Origin of the sequence: Coprococcus sp. AM100_B19A (assembly GCF_027662015.1) — a bacterium.
GTDB lineage: Bacteria > Bacillota > Clostridia > Lachnospirales > Lachnospiraceae > Allocoprococcus > Allocoprococcus comes.
This window is the reverse complement of record NZ_JAQDKN010000007.1, coordinates 94,742-115,488: the sequence shown is the minus strand read 5'-3', so window position 1 is coordinate 115,488 and position 20,747 is coordinate 94,742. Positions and strand designations below refer to the sequence as shown.

22 protein-coding genes are annotated in these 20,747 nt (G+C 42.1%); 2 read left to right on the top strand and 20 right to left on the bottom strand.

Annotated features, from left to right (window positions below):
* Positions 1 to 205: 205 nt before the first annotated feature.
* The 6 genes from PGQ33_RS09070 to PGQ33_RS09045 form a co-directional block, all read right to left on the bottom strand.
* A complete protein-coding gene (locus PGQ33_RS09070) occupies positions 206 to 1,003 on the bottom strand; it encodes a YhfC family intramembrane metalloprotease (protein WP_226854287.1) in 798 nt (265 codons plus the stop codon).
* A 19-nt stretch (positions 1,004 to 1,022) separates the two neighbouring features.
* Positions 1,023 to 1,325: a hypothetical protein gene (locus tag PGQ33_RS09065; protein ID WP_008121271.1), complete on the bottom strand. Its 303-nt coding sequence runs from the start codon at positions 1,323 to 1,325 to the stop codon at positions 1,023 to 1,025.
* Positions 1,326 to 1,334: 9 nt separating this feature from the next.
* Positions 1,335 to 1,541: a helix-turn-helix transcriptional regulator gene (locus PGQ33_RS09060; protein WP_003865061.1), complete on the bottom strand. Its 207-nt coding sequence runs from the start codon at positions 1,539 to 1,541 to the stop codon at positions 1,335 to 1,337.
* On the bottom strand, positions 1,538 to 1,867 hold the full coding sequence (locus PGQ33_RS09055) for a DUF6442 family protein (protein WP_005608366.1): 330 nt from the start codon (positions 1,865 to 1,867) through the stop codon (positions 1,538 to 1,540). The genes PGQ33_RS09060 and PGQ33_RS09055 overlap by 4 nt, the downstream gene beginning before the upstream one ends.
* Before the next feature lie 214 nt (positions 1,868 to 2,081).
* Complete coding sequence (locus PGQ33_RS17000) at positions 2,082 to 2,207, bottom strand: TnpV protein (protein WP_243000005.1); 126 nt, start codon at positions 2,205 to 2,207, stop codon at positions 2,082 to 2,084.
* Positions 2,208 to 2,344: 137 nt separating this feature from the next.
* Positions 2,345 to 2,764, bottom strand: a complete 420-nt coding sequence (locus PGQ33_RS09045) for a FadR/GntR family transcriptional regulator (RefSeq protein WP_330663252.1) — start codon at positions 2,762 to 2,764, stop codon at positions 2,345 to 2,347.
* 157 nt (positions 2,765 to 2,921) lie between these two features.
* Between PGQ33_RS09045 and PGQ33_RS09040 the strand changes: the two genes are divergently transcribed.
* Positions 2,922 to 3,704: an HAD family hydrolase gene (locus tag PGQ33_RS09040; protein WP_270205619.1), complete on the top strand. Its 783-nt coding sequence runs from the start codon at positions 2,922 to 2,924 to the stop codon at positions 3,702 to 3,704.
* Between the two features lie 273 nt (positions 3,705 to 3,977).
* On the opposite strand, the gene PGQ33_RS09035 is transcribed toward PGQ33_RS09040, so the two are convergent.
* The 9 genes from PGQ33_RS09035 to PGQ33_RS08995 all read right to left on the bottom strand — a co-directional run bounded on the left by PGQ33_RS09035 (position 3,978) and on the right by PGQ33_RS08995 (position 11,405).
* The gene (locus PGQ33_RS09035) at positions 3,978 to 4,844 is read right to left on the bottom strand and encodes a phosphatidylserine decarboxylase (protein ID WP_270205618.1); all 867 of its coding nucleotides are present in this window, start codon (positions 4,842 to 4,844) and stop codon (positions 3,978 to 3,980) included.
* 96 nt (positions 4,845 to 4,940) lie between these two features.
* Positions 4,941 to 5,582 carry a CDP-alcohol phosphatidyltransferase family protein gene (locus PGQ33_RS09030; RefSeq protein ID WP_270205617.1) on the bottom strand — a complete coding sequence of 214 codons (642 nt, stop codon included), beginning with the start codon at positions 5,580 to 5,582 and terminating at the stop codon, positions 4,941 to 4,943.
* Positions 5,576 to 6,610, bottom strand: a complete 1,035-nt coding sequence (locus PGQ33_RS09025; RefSeq protein ID WP_195502396.1) for a lysylphosphatidylglycerol synthase transmembrane domain-containing protein — start codon at positions 6,608 to 6,610, stop codon at positions 5,576 to 5,578. Before PGQ33_RS09025 ends, PGQ33_RS09030 begins: the two co-directional genes overlap by 7 nt.
* On the bottom strand, positions 6,600 to 7,139 hold the full coding sequence (locus PGQ33_RS09020) for a phosphatase PAP2 family protein (protein WP_270205616.1): 540 nt from the start codon (positions 7,137 to 7,139) through the stop codon (positions 6,600 to 6,602). The genes PGQ33_RS09025 and PGQ33_RS09020 overlap by 11 nt, the downstream gene beginning before the upstream one ends.
* A 251-nt stretch (positions 7,140 to 7,390) precedes the next feature.
* Positions 7,391 to 8,134, bottom strand: coding sequence for an amino acid ABC transporter ATP-binding protein (locus PGQ33_RS09015; RefSeq protein WP_055261689.1), 744 nt, complete (start codon positions 8,132 to 8,134; stop codon positions 7,391 to 7,393).
* Positions 8,124 to 8,813: an amino acid ABC transporter permease gene (locus PGQ33_RS09010; protein WP_008372629.1), complete on the bottom strand. Its 690-nt coding sequence runs from the start codon at positions 8,811 to 8,813 to the stop codon at positions 8,124 to 8,126. The genes PGQ33_RS09015 and PGQ33_RS09010 overlap by 11 nt, the downstream gene beginning before the upstream one ends.
* A 24-nt stretch (positions 8,814 to 8,837) precedes the next feature.
* A complete protein-coding gene (locus tag PGQ33_RS09005) occupies positions 8,838 to 9,611 on the bottom strand; it encodes a basic amino acid ABC transporter substrate-binding protein (protein ID WP_008372628.1) in 774 nt (257 codons plus the stop codon).
* A 120-nt stretch (positions 9,612 to 9,731) separates the two neighbouring features.
* Complete coding sequence (locus tag PGQ33_RS09000; protein WP_117823736.1) at positions 9,732 to 10,550, bottom strand: undecaprenyl-diphosphate phosphatase; 819 nt, start codon at positions 10,548 to 10,550, stop codon at positions 9,732 to 9,734.
* Positions 10,551 to 10,562: 12 nt separating this feature from the next.
* Positions 10,563 to 11,405 (bottom strand): Cof-type HAD-IIB family hydrolase, encoded by an 843-nt coding sequence (locus PGQ33_RS08995; RefSeq protein WP_055249440.1) that lies wholly within the window; start codon positions 11,403 to 11,405, stop codon positions 10,563 to 10,565.
* 146 nt (positions 11,406 to 11,551) lie between these two features.
* Here PGQ33_RS08995 and PGQ33_RS08990 point away from each other — a divergent pair, with 146 nt between their 5' ends.
* A complete protein-coding gene (locus PGQ33_RS08990; RefSeq protein ID WP_270205615.1) occupies positions 11,552 to 12,685 on the top strand; it encodes a cell wall hydrolase in 1,134 nt (377 codons plus the stop codon).
* 97 nt (positions 12,686 to 12,782) lie between these two features.
* Here the strand turns inward: PGQ33_RS08990 and PGQ33_RS08985 are convergent, their stop codons facing one another.
* The 5 genes from PGQ33_RS08985 to PGQ33_RS08965 are packed head-to-tail and all read right to left on the bottom strand — an operon-like array spanning position 12,783 to position 20,688.
* The gene (locus tag PGQ33_RS08985) at positions 12,783 to 13,799 is read right to left on the bottom strand and encodes a M20/M25/M40 family metallo-hydrolase (protein ID WP_117558549.1); all 1,017 of its coding nucleotides are present in this window, start codon (positions 13,797 to 13,799) and stop codon (positions 12,783 to 12,785) included.
* A gap of 17 nt (positions 13,800 to 13,816) precedes the next feature.
* Positions 13,817 to 14,461, bottom strand: coding sequence for a beta-phosphoglucomutase (gene pgmB, locus PGQ33_RS08980; RefSeq protein ID WP_022220168.1), 645 nt, complete (start codon positions 14,459 to 14,461; stop codon positions 13,817 to 13,819).
* Positions 14,433 to 15,338 carry a DMT family transporter gene (locus tag PGQ33_RS08975; protein ID WP_195502414.1) on the bottom strand — a complete coding sequence of 302 codons (906 nt, stop codon included), beginning with the start codon at positions 15,336 to 15,338 and terminating at the stop codon, positions 14,433 to 14,435. Before PGQ33_RS08975 ends, pgmB begins: the two co-directional genes overlap by 29 nt.
* A 22-nt stretch (positions 15,339 to 15,360) precedes the next feature.
* Entirely contained in the window at positions 15,361 to 17,673 is a 2,313-nt protein-coding gene (locus tag PGQ33_RS08970; RefSeq protein ID WP_055249431.1) for a glycoside hydrolase family 65 protein, read from the bottom strand.
* Positions 17,674 to 17,694: 21 nt separating this feature from the next.
* The gene (locus PGQ33_RS08965) at positions 17,695 to 20,688 is read right to left on the bottom strand and encodes a glycoside hydrolase family 2 TIM barrel-domain containing protein (protein WP_117558545.1); all 2,994 of its coding nucleotides are present in this window, start codon (positions 20,686 to 20,688) and stop codon (positions 17,695 to 17,697) included.
* Positions 20,689 to 20,747 lie beyond the last annotated feature (59 nt).

Genomic DNA, 20,747 nt, shown 5'->3' with positions numbered 1-20,747 from the left:
TTGATAGAAAACGCGCTGAAGGAAAACCATACCTTGTTTACATGACCGCTGGTACCTTTCTAAGCCTTTCAAAAAAGCACATAAGTTATTTGTACTAACCTGTGGTTATGTATTGAATTATGGGTTTTGGGTAACAAAAAACACCGTATTTCTACGGTGTGTTCTGTCAGATATATTCTGTTTTATGATAGCAGAAAACTGGAATTCACAGTTCTTCCATCCTTCCCATCTTCAGCGCCATAACAAGAGTTCCGGCTGCCATCACAAAGACACCAATTTCAATCACATAGATGGGAAGAAGCGCCGGACCTGCCACGGCAAAGAAGTCCACGATAAAATGAATCCCATATGCAAGAACCGCTGTAAAAGCCGCTGTCCTGCATTTGCCTGCCTTTACCGCCCGGTAGATCAGCAGTGACAACCCGATATGCAGAATGATGGCACTGATTCTTTCGATTCCGCTTACAAAAAAGAGTGGTGCCGGTGTTGTCCATAGGGCCGACAGCTGTGACACGGTCTGGTTTGCAGACTCAGCAGGAAGTGCCGCCAGCGTATTCTGCATGGCTCCGCTGTTGATCATCAGCATGGACACAAGATTACTGATTCCGGAGAGTCCTCCGATCAGAATGGCCTCCACACCGCCATGCCCGATTCCATACATCAGTGCATTTGGAAAATCCAGCCATTTCTTCATCCAGAACTTCATGGCAATCAGTCTTCCGGTCTCTTCAAAAACCGCTGCAGCCAAAGCCGCGTACACATAGTAAAGCCATGGCCTGCTCTGTGCGTTCAGTCCGCAGAACTGAATGACAAGAACATGCAGCTGTTGCTCCAACAGCATGGCAAACAGCAGATAGGTTCCTGCTCCGATAAAGAACGAGGAAATCCTTGCCTTAAGCTTCACCCTTCCTGCAATGAACAAAGCAATCGGTACCCCCATCGAGAGGACAACGGAGCAGATAACTCCCGCTATCGCCAGACCTGATATTGTGTTCAATTCCATCTTTATACCTCCCTGATTCTCAAAAAATTCCTTTATTGTATTTGAACTGTCCATACAATATAAAGCCTAATCCGACAATAACTGCTGGAAGAATGATATAATCTATAATTATTTCACTCCAAAACGAAACAATAAAACCTAATACAAGAGATATTCCTATAATCAGCGTTCCTGTGCCGACTGTTTTTCCATACTTTGGTATATCTTCTTCCTTTACTTTTCGCCTGTTATAAGAGTGAATTGTGCTGATATTGCCTTTGATATTTACAATTCCCACAACAGATATGAACACTCCCAAAATCAACATTATAATATTTTCCATAATGACCTCCTAAAAATAGAATAGTTCCTCAAATTTTTTGTCCAATGCAATACAAAGAATTAGAGCCAATTTTGCAGTTGGATTAAACTGTCCTGTTTCAATAGAACTAATGGTATTTCTTGATACCCCTACCATTTCTGCAAGCTGAGCTTGAGAAAGATTTGCTTCTGTGCGAACTTCCTTTAAGTGATTTTTCAGTTGTAATTGTTCTTTCATATTCTCACCTCTAAAAGATGGCTAACAAATCCAACAAATGCCAAAATAGAAAGCACAAAAAACAGAACAGTCAAGACCAAATCGCTCTTTCGCTTCATTTTGATAAAACGAACTAACCATTGTGTTGCAATAATGCTGAAGTATATAACCCACGGACTGTAAATCATAGTATGAGCAAGCACAGAAGATAACAGCGAAAGCAAACAACACACTAAAGCACCAACTCTGCTTGCGTGACTTCCGGCTTGATATACCACTTCCATTTCAGCCAAGTCCTTATTGCGATGTTCTTTTCTGCTTGCATTTAAGATTTCGTCCTTTTTCATAAAAACACCTCCACGCCAAGTTTTCTTTGCATATTTTAATTATACACACGCCAAGTTTTCTTGTCAATAGAGTCCATAAAAAAGTTACAACAGATATAAGAGATAACTTTTCTACCACTTCGATTATACTCACAACTTAATGACTTCTTGAATACTTGCCGAAAAAGAAAAACTGCCATCGGTTTGACAGCAGTTCTTCTTCGGTTGGTATCCGTTAGGAATACACAATATCATTCAATACAATCTCATCGGCACAGGCTCGAATGTTATTCATCAATTCTATCCATCTCATCATATCCGTTGCTTTCAGTTCTTCCGTTACACCCTGCTTCTTTGCCATTTCCTTTATCAGATATACCGCCTGTTTTTTATATATTTTACATATTTTTTGCCAGATGACATCCGTTTTTATTTGCAAACATCAGATGTATTTTTATTTTTCCACATTTTGCCAGCATCTCAATAATCACTTGTCTGTTATCGGTCAGATGCATGCTCATCGCATAACTGCTTTAACTTTTGAATCTGCTCTTCCGTTGCTTTTCTGCACGCCCAGGTTACAATCTCCGGTTCGATCATCAGACGTACATCAAACAGATCCAGTGCCAACCGATAACGGTCCTCCATGTTTCCAAACCCGAGAACATCATTTTCCATATAAATGGTACTGATGACATAAGTTCCGTCTCCTCTGCGCACTTCCAGCACGCCTCTTGTGACCAGCCCTTTAACCGCCTCTCTTACCGTACTTCGTCCAACTTCAAATAATTCTGTCAGTTCACCTTCAGTAGGTATCCTCTCTCCTATTTTTACCGGTTTATCCAGAATATATTTCATCAGACGATCCTCTGTCTTCTGTCCCAGTGTCCGTTTTACATCTTTTCCGCTTTGCTGCATTTCGTCACCTCCTGCTTATCCGCTTTCTCAAATTTTAGCATTTGTTTTTTCTCTTTTCAGCTCTGCATTGCCTGCCCTTCTCATTTTTGCTATACTGTCAATGTAGTTTTACGCCATAGTTTCCGGCGTATCGTTATTTTGACTCAGGAGGAAATTTATGATCAAATTAGTTGCAAGTGATCTGGACGGCACTCTGCTTCACAACTATCAGCAGACTGTGCCGAAAGAAATATATGATACGATTAAAGCACTTCATGAAAAAGGAATCATCTTCACTGCCGCAAGCGGACGCCAGTATGCCAATATCCGCAGGCTTTTCGCTCCTCTCGGCTTTGACATTCCATATATCGCTGAAAATGGTTCCATGTGCGTCTATAAAGAAGAAGTACTCGCCACCGGTCTGACTCCATCCAAAACCATCCGGCATATTCTGGATGCCCTGATGGAATACCGGAAGATCTATCACACCGGACACTGTATCCTTTCTGTAAAAGATACTTATTACAGCGACTCAACCGATGAACGTTTCATTGATTATATGGAAAATGATATGCATAACATCGTTACCTACGTGCCGGATCTGTATGCGATCAAAGAACCGATCATCAAAGCAGCCATCTGTGATTTTGGTGGCACAAAGAATCTGGAACCCTTCTTCCACAAAAGAATCGGGGATGAAATCTGCGTTGTAACTTCTGCGGATCACTGGATTGATTTTATTGCGCCAAATGCAAATAAAGGAACGGCACTGAAAGTTCTAATGGAAAAATTCGGGATCAAAAAAGAGGAATGCATCTGCTTCGGAGACCAGCAGAATGATATCGAGATGCTGAAAGCTGCTGGAACAGCGTATGTCATGGCAACCGGCCACCCTCTCGCCAAAAAGGCGGCAGATTACGTTGTGGAATCACCTTTGCCGGTGATGCAGGGGTTGTTGTAGAGTGAAAATGGGGACGCTGCAGCTAAATAATTTTCTGAAACGAACAGCGCAGCTGAATGTTTCCGTCTTGACGGCATTTGAGACTTTTAGGGAATCTTAGGTTTTGAGAAGATGCGTTAGGGGAAGAAATCCACACTGTCTGAGCGACAGCGAGTTTGTGGATTTCTTCCCCTGTTTTTAGCATCTTTTCAAAATTTTAGAGTCCCTTAATGCCTCAAGCCTGTCCGGCAAGATGGAAACATTCAGTTGCGCGTCCCTTTTGAACCAGCAAGCCTATATAACTCCCCCTATGCGTTCTCCCATCTTCACAATGGTTTCTGCTCCCTGCAACGTGTTCCGGATCAGATCACTGTCTGGCAAGACTTTATCTGGTTCCAGGAACAGCACAACCGTTGAACCTCCGAATTCAAATCTTCCTTTTTCTTCGCCGCGTTTTACCTGGCAGCGTTCTTTTTTATAATTCCGGATCTTTCCTACCATCAGTGCACCGACTTCCATCATCAGGACGGTGCCGAGTTTTTCATTTTTTACAAGACAGTATTCTCTGCTGTTCATTTTGTAGATCGGGCAGATATCATTTGCAATCGGATTTACAGTGTGAAAAATTCCCGGAATCCTCCTCTGATAGGTCTTTTCTCCATCCGCCACGTAGCAGTATCTGTGGTAATCGTCTACTGTAAGACGGATCACTACCGCCCAGCCTCCCATATAATGTCTGGCAAGCTTTGCATCGCGAATGAGGCTGTGGGTTGTATATGGTGTATGTTTAATGAAGAATCGTCCGTTTTCGTGAATTGGATAGACACTCACTTTCCCGTCACATGGACTGATCAGTACGGTATCTTCCCTGTTAACCGGGCGTTCCTCAGCTTTTATTTTTCTGGTAAAGAAATCATTATAGGAATCAAATTTCTGTTTTTCATATTTGTTCAGATCGATCCCGTGGGTTCTGGCAAATAGTCCGGCAAAAACAGCGGACACTTTTGTATTCAACAGCTTCCCTCCCAGTCTGGATACTGCCGGTAAAAGAAGCGGGCGCATCAGTACTCTGGTTGCTGTATGGGTATACACAAATTTTAAAAACTTATCCTGACTGGTTGTCTTTTTTATCCGATGACCTTCTCTGTCTATATAATCCATTTTTCTACCTCCTGTCCGCCTTATCCATGCCTGATAATGTAGCTGTCAGGCAGATCTCTGCCCTTTACTTTGCTGCTTGCTCATAACCTGGTTTCATTACATCATGCTCATATAACGCATATAGTGCCGGACCAGAATAGCGATCACTGCCATTGCCACAACAGCTACAATCGCACCCATGGTCACATTTTTCGGCTTTTTCAGTTTGAAATTGGTGATAAACAGAATGCCGACCACCAGCATGACCACATGAAGCGCAAGCATAAATTCACAACCTAAAAATGGTTTTAATACAACCACAAGCGGAAGTGCGATTGCCATGGATGTGATCGGGAGCCCCTGATAACATTCTCTTTTCTCTGCTGTTTCTTCCTGACGCTGTTCTTCCATCACATTGAACCACGCAAGACGGATCAGACCTGCAAGTACATAAAACATCAGGATTGCCACACCGATCACACCGCGCATTCCGAAACAGTAACAAAGAGCAGCCGGCGCAACTCCGAAGCAAACAATATCGCTTAACGAATCAATCTGGATTCCGAAACGCTTTTCCACTTCTGTCCGGTTCTTTTTTGTTCTTGCAATCTTTCCATCAAACATATCACAAAGACCGGAGATTGCAAGACACATCACGCCCAGATGCAGATGCCCGTTTACTGCAAACATCATTCCTCCAATTGATACCATCAAACTGACATATGTAAGTACTACCGTATAATCATAAACCCCTAACATTCTATCTCCCTCTTTCTTCCAATTGTAAAATTTGCTACGATCGTAAGCAAGGCGCTCAGCCCCAGCTCTGTATAATATCCAATCCCACGGCTCAGGATCATTCCCGGCAAAAGAAGCCGTTTTCCGAATACCGGAATAAAAATCATGGCAAATAATTTTTCACTGATTCCCATACCTCCCGGCAGAGGAAGCATATCTACCGATACCGCAATGACCGCCTGAAGTGTAATAACTGCGACTGCTTTTACACCTCCAAGCCCAAATGCCTTATATACAAACCATGTAGCCGTAAACAGCGCAAACCGCTGGAACATGGTGATCGCAAATACATTCACGATTACCTGCTTGTGCTCCTTCAGAAAAACTGCTGTATCCCGGTACTGGTCCATTGATGCATTCAGTTTTTCAATACGCGCTTCCTTATGGCGTAGAAAGTGCAGCTTTTCAAGCAGTGCCATTCCTCTTACCAGGATTTCTCTTGCAAGCCGCGGATGAAACACCAGCACCAGCATCGCCGTCACGCAGAAAACGTTCAGAGCTGTCCCCAGATAAAAGATATGCCGGATACTCCAGAGATACTTATGGATAAATCCCTGTCCAAACAGTACCAGCCACAATCCGACAACCACCAGTACCAATTTATAAGTGATCGTAACGATCATCAGCACCAGCGTTGAAACCGGTATTGGTATCTTTTCTTTTTTCATATAATAAATCTGCGCCGGCTGTCCTCCAGATGCCGAAGGTGTGATACAGCTGAAGAAGAATCCAACCGATGAAAACAAAAAACATGTCCATTTTTTCAGCCGAATTTTCAGTGTCCGCATCATATAATAGATAATGATCGATTCTCCCCAGATAAAAACCACAACACAGATCACTCCCGGAATCAGCCATAATACATTGATCTGCCCCAGGATCTTCGCAATCTCACCAATATCTTCCCCATGAAATACGCCATACACTGTACCGGCAAATACCACCAGCAAAAATATGACATTGAAGATCGTCTTCTTTTTATTTCCCATCTCTCTTCATTCCTGTCCAGTTTCCAAGTTTATTTGCTATTTTTTCTGTCAGACGCCGATAGATCTGCCATCCATTTGTCCGTCTGCTGATCTGCCAGGTTACTTCTGCAAGAAGAATTCCTGCTGCTGCATCCTGCCATACATGCTGCCTAAGCGCCAGTGTCGAAATCACAACCAGTACCGTCATCAGGACTGAAAAAGCTTTATACCAGTTGGAAATCTTCCGATTCTTCCTGACCGCAATACAGCTGAACCAGCTTGCCATGCAGTGAATGGACGGAAACAGGTTGATTGGCTTATCAACCGTATACAGAAACCGTACTGCCTGCGTCCAGATATCCGTCCCTGTCAGAACCGGCCTCGTATTCGTGGTCGGATAAAAAATAAAGCACAGCATACATACCAGCCGCGCATAAAAATCCGCAGTAAAAAACTGGTATTTCACCTTCTCCTCCCGCATCGATGCCATGAAATAGTTCACTACCCAGAAAAGATAACACCCAAAATAAATAATAATAAACTGTGGCATAAAAGGAATCACTTCATCCGCCGGACCAGAAAGATTATGAGTCTTGATTCCCGTCCGTAATAGCGGCACTCCCCAATATACCACAGCATTCATACAAAATGTAATAATAAGTGGAATTATAGTTTTTATTTTCTTCATACAATCTATACTATACATAAATAAAAAAATAGCAATAGTCTTTCGCAATTCTTAAAGAAAAAAGTTCTGTCTCTTAAGAAAACAGAACTTTTTTCTTTTATATTTCTTTATTTTTACAGAACCTTTGACAGGAATTCCTTTAATCGCTCATCCTTAGGATTTGCAAAGAACTCTTCCGGAGTTCCCTGCTCTTTTACTCTTCCTTCATCCACAAACATGACACGGTCAGCAACCTCTCTTGCAAATCCCATTTCATGTGTAACAACAACCATGGTCATGCCTTCCTGGGCAAGCTGTTTCATCAGCTCCAGTACTTCTCCAACCATCTCCGGATCCAGTGCGGATGTCGGTTCATCAAAGAGTATTACATCCGGGTTCATGGCAAGGGAACGCACGATCGCGATCCGCTGCTTCTGTCCACCGGAAAGCTGTGACGGATAAGAATCTGCCTTCTCTTCCAGTCCAACCCTCTTAAGAAGTACTCTTGCTTCTTTTTCTGCCTCTGCTTTATCCTTTTTCAGGAGCTTAATCGGAGCCAGTGTGATATTTTCAAGAATCGTCTTATGTGGGAAAAGATTAAAGTGCTGGAACACCATTCCCATCTTCTGACGATGTTTGTCGATATCTACCTTTGCATCTGTAATATCCACACCTTCAAAATAAATATGACCTCCGGTCGGCACCTCCAGAAGGTTCAGGGAACGGAGGAATGTAGATTTTCCGGATCCTGACGGCCCGATGATTACCACAACTTCTCCTTTGTGGATCTCTTCTGTAATTCCATTCAGTGCATGAAAATCGCCAAATGCTTTCTGCAGATTTTCTACACGGATCAATACATCTCCATTAGTGGTCACTGTTCCTTAACCTCCTTTCCAGCATACTTACCAGTTTACTGAAGATCATAACCATAACCAGGTAAATGATCGCAACTGCCATCAGTGGCATAAGCGCATCGTAGGTTCTGCTTCGGATGATATCTCCGCCCTTTGTCAGATCCTGAAGGGCAATATATCCGGCAACAGAAGTCTCTTTTAAGAGAACGATAAATTCGTTTCCAAGTGCCGGAAGGACATTTTTAAACGCCTGCGGCATGATAATATAGATCATTGTCTGACGATAATTAAATCCAAGGCTTCGTCCTGCCTCAAACTGTCCGTTATCAACTGCCATAATACCGGAACGGAAAATCTCAGCAACATAAGCACTGGAGTTCATACCAAATGCCAGAATCGCTACGATCGTCTTACTGACATCCACACTTGCAAAAATTACAAAGTAAATGATAAGCAGCTGTACAACAACCGGTGTACCACGGATGACCGTGATGTAAATCTGGCAGATCAGATTCAGGAGCTTCAGCTTGCCGGTCTTATCGTATGTGGAACGGACAATTGCCAGAAGGAATCCGAGAACTACACCGATCAGGACAGCACAAAAGGTTACAATTAATGTAACCTTAAGTCCGTCTGCAATGTAGTGCCATCTGTCATCTTTTATAAAATTCATTATAAATCTTGCTTTAAAATCACTCATAAGACACCACCAGTCTGTACCCGATTAGTCTGTAATATATTTTGCAACGATTTTATCAAATGTTCCATCTTCTTTTAACTCTTTGATCGCATCATTGACTTTCTTAACCAGATCATCATTACCTTTTTTGATTGCCAGTGCATAGTCTTCTTCTACATAAGAAGTCTCCAGGATCTTCAGACCTTCATTTTCTTCTACGAATGTCTTAGCCGGCTGGTTATCAATGATCACTGCATCGATCTTGCCCTGCTGCAGAGCCTGTACAGCTTCCATACCTTTGTTGAAACGCTCTACATTATCATCACCGAAATCATCTGTAGAATAAATATCCCCTGTTGTTCCCTGCTGAACACCAATCTTCTTTCCTTTCAGATCATCCGGTTCTGTAATATCACTGTCATCTGTTACAATGATAACCTGAACTCCTGTGTAATAGCTGTCAGAGAAATCAACCTGTGTAGCACGGTCTTCTGTTACAGTCATACCTGCTGCTCCGATATCTGCTTTCCCGCTCTGAACGGCCGGGATAATAGAATCAAATGCCATATCTTCGATCTTCAGATCCATTCCAAGTTTGTCAGCGATCGCTGCTGCGAATTCTGCATCGATTCCGACAACTTCATCTCCGTCATAGTATTCAAATGGTGGGAATTCTGCGTTTGTAGCCATAACAAGCTTTTCTTTCTTGTCTGATTTTGCAGAGTCACTCTTTGATGAATCACTCTTTGATCCACAAGCTGCAAAACTGAATACGCATGCACATGCAAGTACAACACTGATTACTTTTTTCATTTTCATAATACCAACCTCCAAATTTTATCCATTTCCCCTATTCTATCATGTTATAAAGAAAAAACAAAGTGGGTTTTTATACATTTTTTTGCATAAATTCCCACTTTTTTTCGTGATTATTCTCTTTTAGCCGAAGATCAGGAAATAAAGAAGTACCAGAACTCCAAGTACAATACGGTAATAACCGAATGCCTTAAAGTCATGCTTCTTGATATATCCCATCAAAAACTTGATTGCAAATACGGATACGAAGAACGCTACCAGGCATCCCACAAGCAAAATGACCACTTCGATCGCGGTATAATGAAATCCGAATTTGATAACCTTTAAGATACTTGCTCCGAACATAACCGGGATTGCAAGGTAGAAGGTAAATTCTGTTGCCACATAGCGGGAAGTTCCGATGAGCAGTGCTCCAAGGATGGTTGCTCCTGAACGTGAAGTACCCGGGATCAGTGCCAGGACCTGGAAGCCTCCGATGATCAGTGCCATCTGATAGGTAAGCTCTGTCAGCTTTGTAACCTGCGGTCTGGTGTGTTCATTCTTTTTCTCGATCAGAATGAAGAAGATACCATAAATGATCAGCATCAGTGCAACAACTACATAATTGTAAAGATACTTGTCAAGGATATCATCAAATAACAGCCCGATCACAGCTGCCGGCAGACAAGCCACAACGATTTTGCACCACAGGTTGATTGTATTTCTCTTCTGCTTCGCTGATTTTCTCTTTGAAAACGGATTCAGCTTATTGAAATACAAAACAACGACCGCCATGATCGCACCGAGCTGGATCACAACACGGAACATACTGTTGAATTCATGACTTGTACTCATATGTAAGAACTGCTCTACCAGGATCATATGCCCTGTACTACTGATTGGAAGCCATTCTGTGATACCTTCCACGATACCCAGAATGACAGCAATTAAAATATCTAACATTTTTCCCTCTTTCTATCCCCTCTCGGGATTCAATACAAATTTTTCAATGGCAGCCGCCACGCCATCCTCCTCATTGGACAAAGTGATATAATCTGCCACCTCTTTTACTTCATCTGCTCCGTTTGCCATCGCAACACCAAATCCGACTTCTTTTAACATCATCAGGTCATTGTTGCCATCCCCGCATGCCATGATCTCTTCCCGTTCAATTCCAAGAAGCCTGCCGAGCTGGATCAGTCCCATGCCTTTGTTGACTCCCGGTGCATTGATCTCCAGGTTCGTTCCCATCGAATCACTGATGCTTAAATCCCCAAGCTCCATGATCCGCTGCTTTGCTTCCAGCCGTTCGTCCTGATTCTTAAAAAGTGCATGGATCTTATCCATCTCATGCCCATTCATCTCTTCCATCTTCTCCCAGAGACTCGTAATGCCTTTGCGGGTGGTTCGGATATAATCTGCCATCGCAGGATTCCGCAGATACTCTCCGACTTTCAGAAGTTCATCTGCCTGCACGAAACCTCTTCCATCAAAATAAATCTCCTTGAACGTATCATAATCTCCAAAAATCTTAAGGATCGCCGCGCCCATCTCATAAGAGAGCATATTGGCATAAAGTACTTTGTCTTCCTGTAAATCCAGGATCCTTCCGCCGTTCGATGTCAGTGCGTACCGCATCCCCGGGAAATTCCGGAGCACTTCCGGGATCCCTGTCACCGGACGTCCTGTTGCAACCAGTACTGTTACTCCCTGATCGATCGCACGTGTAAGTATTTCTCTTGTATGACTGGTCAGTTCTTTCTTATCATTCAGTAAAGTACCATCCAGATCAAGCCCTATCATTTTTATCTTTTTCATGAATAATTCCCTCATTTATGGTAAAGCTAAAAATACATTTCAAATCTTAGTATAGCACGATTTCCCGTGCATGTATAACAAAATTTGCGGATTCAGGCATTTTGTAGTATACTGATAAAGGCTCAATTTTGAAGAAAGGAAGAATTATGAAGAAAAGGTTAAAAGCATTTTCAAGGACAACCATCGCACTCCTTACCGCTGCCCTGGTCTGTTCCCCGTTTACAAAAGCTTACGCCGATGACACTGTAGACTCTCTCGAAAAGCAGACAAACGGTCTTCAGAACCAGCTCGACTCTCTGAATCAGGACCTCACAAGTCTCAGCGCTGAGATCACAGATCTTGCATCAAAAATTGAGGATACGGATGCTTCCGTACAGAAAGCAGAACTGGATCTTGCCGCCGCAAAACTGGACGAGCAGTTACAGTATGATGCTATGAAGAAAAGAATCAAATATATGTACGAAACAGGAAATACGTCACTCTTGCAGATCATCTTTTCTTCTGAAAGCATGGGAGATTTCTTAAACAAAGCAGAATTTGTCAAGAACATTACAGAATACGACAGAAATATGCTGGATGAATTACAGAAGGTTCACGAGCTTGTCGCTAAAAAGGACTCTGATCTGAAAGCAGAGCAGGCTTCTCTGGCAGAGATGAAAACAAATCTCGACCAACAGGAACAGGAACTGAATGATAAGATTTCCTCTACTTCCGGTGAACTTCAGGCTTCATCCGAAGCACTGGCAAAAGCAAAAGAAGCACAGGCAGCCGCTGCTGCCGCACTTAAGAAAAAACAGGAAGAAGAAGCTGCTGAGCAACAACGACAGGCAGAAGCTGCACAGACTGCTTCCAATAATACTTCAAGCAGCTCCGGGAACACGGATTCCGGTAGTTCCGGCGGCAATACGACGATTACAGTTCCGGATACTCCTGCCGAGACCACAGATCTGGTTCTCTTTGCTGCAATTCTGCAGTGTGAAGCCGGCGGTTACAATTATGACGGTATTCTTGCCGTTGCTACAGTCATCATGAACCGTGTAGCGAGTCCGCTGTATCCGAATACGATCAGCGGTGTCGTCTACCAGAGCGGTCAGTTTGCTCCAACCTGGGACGGAAGCTTAAGCTGCGTCTTGCAACGCGGACCTGTATCCTTATGCTATCAGGTCGCTCAGGAAGCACTCGGCGGAGCACGGCTTGCATCCGTAAGCGGATGTTACCAGTTCCGAAGCGCAAGTACCGGAATGTCCGGGATCAACGTTGGGGGAAATGTATTTTTCTAAATCCTATCCCAGTGGATGTGCGTTCGATTCATTCACAGGACAGAATACAAAAAACGGTATTTACTCATCTTCACGAGTAAATACCGTTTTTTATTTTCTACGCATTATAGTTTGCAAGAAACTGTGCTATCAATTCCACACAACCTTCCACATCTTTTTCATCTGCTACCTCTGCAGGCATGTGCATATAACGAAGCGGGATTGATACCAATACCATCGGTACGCCCTGATTTGAAAAATGAATCTTATCTCCATCCGTATAACTAAGCCTGCTTGCAGCTTCTCTCTGAACTGGAATTCCTACTTTTTTTGCACATTCTTCCATTTTGGCATTTAAAGTTTTTACCACGATCGGACTGTTGCAAAGAACCGGTCCACCCCCCAGAAGAACCGTTCCCATCTCAGCCGGATTCATTCCACTGCAGTCGCTTGTGTAAGTCACATCCACAACAATCGCAAGTGTCGGATTAATCCGTGTACTTGTCCAGAAAGCTCCGGTTTTCGTTGTCTCCTCTCCAGTTGTAGAAGCTCCATAGACACCAACTTTACATCCAAGCTCTTTCGCTCTCTTGATTGCTTCCATAATGATATAAACACCAAGTCTGTCATCCAATGCTCTGGCTGTAAATTTACCATTTTTCATCTTACGAATATGTGTATCCGGAACAATCGGATCTCCCAGACTTACATTCTTTAAAGCATCTTCTCTATCTTTCGCCCCAATATCGATCAGAAAATGTTTTGTTCCCAGATTTTCTTCTTTGAACAAATCACGATATGCTTCGACAACACCGTAAACCTCTCCGTTTTTTGTCTTGATACGCACCTGACGTCCCGGATAAGTTGCCGGAACAATTCCGCCTCGGTCAATCACCTGCAGTCTTCCATCTTCCCGGATGTTCGAAATCATAAGTCCGATTTCATCTGCATGTGCCGAAAGCATGATACGTACATCGTTTTCCGGATTCAGAATACATGTCAGATTTTGCATCTCATCACGGCGAATCTCATCTGTATATTCTTTCATTTCTTCTGTTACAATATCCTGCACCTGCTCCTCATAACCCGATACCGAAATACTGTTAAGAAGGTTATTTAAAAATTTTTCATTCATTCTAGTCATCTTCTTTCTTACTTAGCCGTAACTTTCAAAAGATCTGCAAATGCAGACAGATTATAGGTTCCAAGTCCGCTTGCAACTGCATCCCCGATAGCAGCACAATCCATTCCCCCTGCGATTGCTGCCTGCAGTCCTGCTTTTGCATCTTCTACAACCAAACACTTATCAGCCTGTTCGTCTACATACTCTGCTGCTTTCACAAATACTTCCGGATCCGGCTTTGATTTTGAAATATTATTTCCGTCTGAAATTGCATCGAAATACTCTCCAAGTCCCAACTGCCCGAGAATAAATCTTGCGTTTTTACTAGATGATCCAATCGCCAGTTTATGTCCATTCGCACGAAGATCATCCAATGTTTCCTTTACTTCTGCAGACAGATCTGCAGGACTCATATTTTTCAGAAGTTCTTTATAGATATCATTTTTCTTTGTTGTCCAGCATTCTTTCTCTTCTTCGCTCATTTCTCCTTCATAGCGTTCCAGAATAATTTCAAAACTTTCCATACGGCTCACCCCTCTGAGTCGGTTATTGATTTCTTCATCAAAATAGATTCCCAGTTCATCTGCAACTGCTTTCCATGCTTGATAATGATATTTATCTGTATGACAGATTACTCCATCCAAATCAAAAATTACTGCATTGTATTTCTTCATCTTTTGCTTCTCCTTCTGTTTCAGACAAGTTAGAAATGATGACAGCGGCCAGGATGATCGCACATCCGATCACCATGCGAAGTGTAATCACTTCATGCAGAATGATGATAGAAAAAATCGTTCCAAATACAGATTCCATTGAAAGTACAATCGCTGCTTTTGTCTCATCTACATACTTCTGGCATGCGGTCTGGAGCAGATAACATACAGTCGTACTGATTACTCCCAGATACAAAACACTTAACCATCCCTGTGTTGTAACCTGCAAATCGTTCTCTCCAAAAATCACAAGACTGACTGCCGATAATACAAATGCTGTGATCATTTGCACCATGTTCAGTACAGATGCCGGATATTTTTTCACAAATTCTCCGGTAAAAAAGATTTGGAACGCAAATCCTACCGCACAGAGAAGTGTAAGACCATCTCCCAGACTCAGTGTAAGATTTCCATTCAAAGAAAGCAGTGCTACTCCAATAACGGACATGATTGCTCCAATGATTCCTTTCATGCCTACTTTCTTCTTCAAAATTATAAATGCAATGAACGGCACTATAACTACATTCAGTGCTGTAAGGAATGCATTTTTGGAAGGTGTTGTATATTGCAGACCGATAATCTGAAGTGCAAATCCTGCAAAAAGTGCAATTCCCATCAGAATACCTGCTTTTATTGCACCTGCACGATTCTCAAGTTCCCCTTCTTTTTTATGCTGTCCCATGCTGATCATCCCCATCAGCACAGATGCCAACAAAAATCTTACCATCATAATCTGGAAAGGCTTCATGCTTCCCAGTGCCATATCACTTGCGACAAAGCCGCCTCCCCATATGACCGTAACCAGTATAAGTCCTCCGATTGCCAGCCATTTTTTCATCATATATCCTCCCGTCTCTTTTTTAGATTGTTGTTACTTTTCCATTTATTTCAGCTTCTACAGGTTCTCCTGCAAGACGAATGACCTTTGCCTGATTACTTCCATCCGCCGTAATTTCAAGCCATGCCCCTCTATAATGCAGACGGAATGTTAATCCCTGCCATTCCTTTGGCATATTCGGATGAACTTTCAACATACCATCTTCTCTTTGCGCTACACCTGCAAACCCAAATACAATTGTCTGCCATACTCCACCAGTATTTGCCGCATGGATTCCTTCTCTTGTATTTCCCTGCATATTCAACAGGTCAATAAAGGCTGCGCGGCGAAGATACCGATATGCTTTTGAATCATCCCCTACTTTAAGCCCCATAACAGAGAAAATACTCGGACTCAATGAAGAACCATGAAGTGTACGCTTTTCGTAATAAGCGTAGTTTTCTTTAATCGTTTCTTCATCAAATTCATTTCCCATAAGGTGTAACAGCATAACAACATCTGCCTGCTTATTGATCTGTGTCTCTCTTGCTCTTTTTGTCTTAAGTGCATCCGGACGTACTGGCCAGTCATTCTCATCATATTTTTCGATTGTTACATTATCAAGCTCGAAATATCCTTCAAACTGTTCCAGAAGTCTTGTGCCTTCTTTTCTTGGCAGATACATCTTTTCCTGCACTTCTTTCCAGTGTGCAGTTTCCGCCTCTGTAAGTCCTGTCTTTTCAATCAGGATATCATACGCTTCCTGATTCTCTTTCTTGATTGATGCAAGCAGTGACAGAACATATCCGAGATTCCATCTCGCCAGATAATTGGTATAGAGGTTATTATTAACCGGTTCATGCCATTCATCCGGTCCCGTTACCTGATTGATTTCATAACGATCCTGCTCTTTGTTGTACTCACAGCGGCTTGCCCAAAATCTTGCTGTCTCTGTCAGAATCTCCGCTCCTTTGCTGTAAAGGAAATCCATATCCTGCGTGATCTTAACATAATTATAGATTCCATAAGCAACTGCTGCTGTTACATGATGCTCATATACCGCAACATAACATCTATAACAGGTCCCATCCGGCTCAATGGTCCAGTCCGGACACTGCTCTGTACCATCATCTGCTGACTCCCACGGATACTGTGCTCCTTTATATCCATTCTTATGTGCATTTGCACGCGCTGCATCCAGAAGATGGTATCTGTAATTTTCCAGATTCTGTGCAGTCTTCGGAAATACCCATGAGAAAAACGGAAGCATAAAAAGTTCGGTATCCCAGAAAGCATGTCCACCATATTCTTCTCCTGTTAAAAGCTTTGCCCCAACATTCACATGGTCATCATGTTCGTTTCCCGTACTCATCAGATGGAAGATGTTAAAACGGACTGCACGGTTCAATTCATCATCCCCTGTAATCTGAATATCTGCATTTTCCCACATATTCTTATAAACATCTTCATGCGCTTTCAGTTCCTGATCAAATCCCGTTTCAACAAATCCTTCAATTTCTTTTTCGATTGTTGTATGAAGAGCATAAGCCGGGCATTCTCTTTCTGTATACATCGAAACATATTTTACGATTTCTACTTCTTTTCCTTCTTCTACATGGATATCACCAAATTCCACACTCTGCTCACCAAATCTGCTTATCATTCTGTTTCCAAGAATCTGTTTTCCATCTGCATAAGCTTCGATACGGCATCCACAACCTACATGCAGATGATTTTCTCTGGTTGCAACTTCCACATAACATCCATCTGCTGCCAGCTTTTCATTCGCTGTCATATAAGTATGTTTTACCTTAAAGCGTGGTGCATCATAAAAATTAATGATCGTACCATCAATAATACTTTCTACTTCAATAATTCCACTGTAGTTGAGCGGTGTCACATAAAGCCGGATTCCCATCCTGTGTACATTGTTTCTGCTCACAAACCGGATTCCTTCGATCAAAGTCTCTCTTCCTTTTGAGTCCTTCAGACGAACTCTCTTTCCAAGAAAAGCTCCTTTCATATCAAGCACTCTTGAAAATTCCAAAATTTCACAGTCTTCAATTCCAATCAATTCTTTTTCTACATAAAGTCTGATTCCAAGCCAGTTCGGAAGTGTGGAAAGTTCACGCATAAATGTCTCTGACTTGTCAAACACTCCATTGATATAAAGATATGGAAGTGTAATCTTTGTTCCTTCCTCATGACTTCCCCGGATTCCGAGGTAGCCATTGGAAAGTGCAAACAAACTCTCATATTTGAGATTCTCTTTTGCCTCATACTGATCCTGCCAGATGAGCCATTCATCGCTATGTAATCTGTTTCTCAGATTTCCTGAAAACATTTCTCTGCTCATATATGATTGTCTCCTTTATTCTTAATCGATATACTGTTTTCTTGCTTTCCGGATTTCGGTTCCGCATTCTGCTGCCTGCACAGTAAATGCCATTGCAAAATCCTGAAGTTTTACTTTATTTTCTTCCAACTGTTCTTCTCCACAGCTGTTGCTTCCAAGTCCTGACTGGCGATAATCCAGATGGATAATCACATCATCCGCTTTTTCAATTTCAAATGGATGCTGTGCTTTTTCCAGACTTTCATCGGTATAATTAGCAAGGTTCAGACCAAGCTTCTCCTCCATCTTGCATAACAGACCATCTTTTCCATCTCCAATACGGAACCATTTCACCTGTTCATGATGTCCGTTTTCCTGTGGGAATACATAATCTGTCATCATTCCGTCAACTGTATTTTCGTAAATTCCCATAATAGATGCAGCCTTACTGTCTACATAACTCTCACCAGGTCCCATACCATACCACATCGTCTTCTGAAAGTTTTTATTTCCTTTCATAATGACTCCGATACGTGGTAAGAATGCTGGTTCCAGTTTTCCTCTCTGAACAGCTTTTCCCTGAATTTCCACCTTCATCTGTCCACAAGAATAAACCGTATAAGTGTAATCACATTCAAATCCCCAGGACTGGTTATAGCAACTGAAGAATGTTCCGATCCGGACGATCACCTTATCGTCTTCTTTCAGACAGCTGACATATTCTGTCTCTTCTACCGGTTTCTGAATAAAATATTTATTCATCCAGTCCTCTTTCTTGTACATATCGTTATCGATTGTTGCACGGTATACATTCATTCTCGGTCCTTCAGTCAGATACTCTTTTCCATCTTTTCCAAAAGAAATCAATTTTCCAAATACAGTACTGAATTTTGCTGTCACACGGCTGTTTTCTACAGTAAGACCCCCCTGTCCTTCTGTTACCTGAAGCTTATCAGCTGTTTCTCTTACCGAAAATCCATCTTTTCGGATCTGCATCGGAATCTGGACTTTCTTGATTTCATACCCTGCTGGTGCATAGTTTCTTTCTTCTTTCTGACATACAGTCAGATTCAGATAATAGTCTGTATTTTCCTGTAATTCAAATGCTGTAATTGGTAGGGCAATGATCTTGCCTTCATGCGGAGCAACCGAAAGTCCTTCAACGGTTCCGTCCTGTATCGTCTGATCTTCCGCTTTTACTTCCCAATAAAGTGTTGTCGTATCCAGATTCAGGAAATCATAATAATTCCGGATCTGAAGCTTGTTCATACTTCCTTCAACAGCTGTAATTTCTACTGGTGCAATGATCTGTTTGTATTCTTCCATTCCCGGAGACGGTGTTCTGTCCGGCATCAAAATCCCATCGATGCAGAAGTTACCGTTTGTTGGAAAATCTCCATAATTTCCACCATATTTATAATATTTCTTATCCTTTTCTTCAGTGTAAATTCCATGATCATACCACTCCCAGAGAAATCCACCCTGAAGACGTTTGTACTTGCGATACATATCCTGGTATGCTTTTAATCCTCCAGGACCATTTCCCATCGCATGTCCATATTCACACATTACGTGTGGCTTATCCCCTTTGATCTGATATTCTGCAATCTCTTTGAGACCTTTCAGTCTGGTATACATCGTAGAATATACGTCTGTCACTTCTGCCTCAAAATCTCCCTCGTAATGAACCAGTCTGGTATCATCCAACTCACGGATTGCTTCTGCTGCACTGCGGAAATTGCATCCGAATGCGGATTCATTTCCCATAGACCACATAATAATCGATGGATGATTTCTATCTCTCTTTACCATACGGACACTACGGTCTACGTAAGCATCTTTCCAGGTCTCATCATCTGTGATCCATGTGTAATTTTCTACCCATTCAAATCCATGGCATTCCAGGTCTGCTTCATTGATCACATAAAGTCCATATTCGTCACACAGATCATAAAAATATTCATTTGCCGGATAATGCGAGCAACGAACAGCATTGATATTGTACTGTTTCATCAGACGAATATCTGATTCCATCTGCTCTCTTGTCACTCTTCTTCCTTCTCTCGGATTATAATCATGATGATTGACTCCGTTCAGAAGGATTACCTGATTATTGACACGGAAGTTCTTATCTTTGATCTCGATTTTGCGGAATCCACATCTGACTGTTACTTCCTGATTTTCTGTCATTACTGTAAATTCATATAACTCAGGTGTCTCGGCTGTCCATGTATGAACTTCCGGGATCTCAGCCTCAATACATATATCTTTTCCTTCCGAAACAAGTTCACCTTCAAGAACAGTCTTTCCTTTATAAGAAAGCTTCCAGCCAAGATTTGTACCAGCCTGTTTCATTGTAATTCCAGCTGTAAAAAAACCATTTTTGTAGCTGTCATCCAGTGTTCCATTTACACGAAGATCCAGAACTGCATTCTTTTCCTCATTGATCAGTTCTACATCCCTGTAGATTCCTGATAACCACCACATATCCTGATCTTCCAGATAAGTACCGTCTGACCACTTGTATACACGAACGGTAATGTCATTTTCACCTGTTTTTACAAACCCGGTAATGTCAAATTCTGAAGGCAGTCTGCTGACTTTTCCAAATCCAACATGTTTTCCATTTACCCATACATCAAATGCACTGTCAACACCATGGAATTTCAGAACCGTGTCTTTTTCCATCCACTGTTCATCTAATACAACTGTCTTTTTATAAATTCCAGTTGGATTTTCATCTGGTACATGCGGTGGGTTTACCGGAAATGGATATAACACATCTGTGTAATGCATCTTGTCATACCCTCTAAGTTGCCATACGGACGGAACATCAATCTTATCCCATCCTTCACATGCCCCCGACTGTTCAAATCCTTCCGGCGATAATTCCGGTGCATCAACATATTTAAAATCCCATTCTCCATTTAAACTGATTTTCTTTTGCGAATCTTTATAAAAAGCCGTTCGTGCTTCTCTTCTCCCAATTCCGGTAATCCGATGGTCTTCCCATCTTTTTACTTTTTTTCTTGCCATAATTTTCTCCTCTCAAGTGGTATCCCATATAAGACAGCAACAGCGGTCAGACAGATACA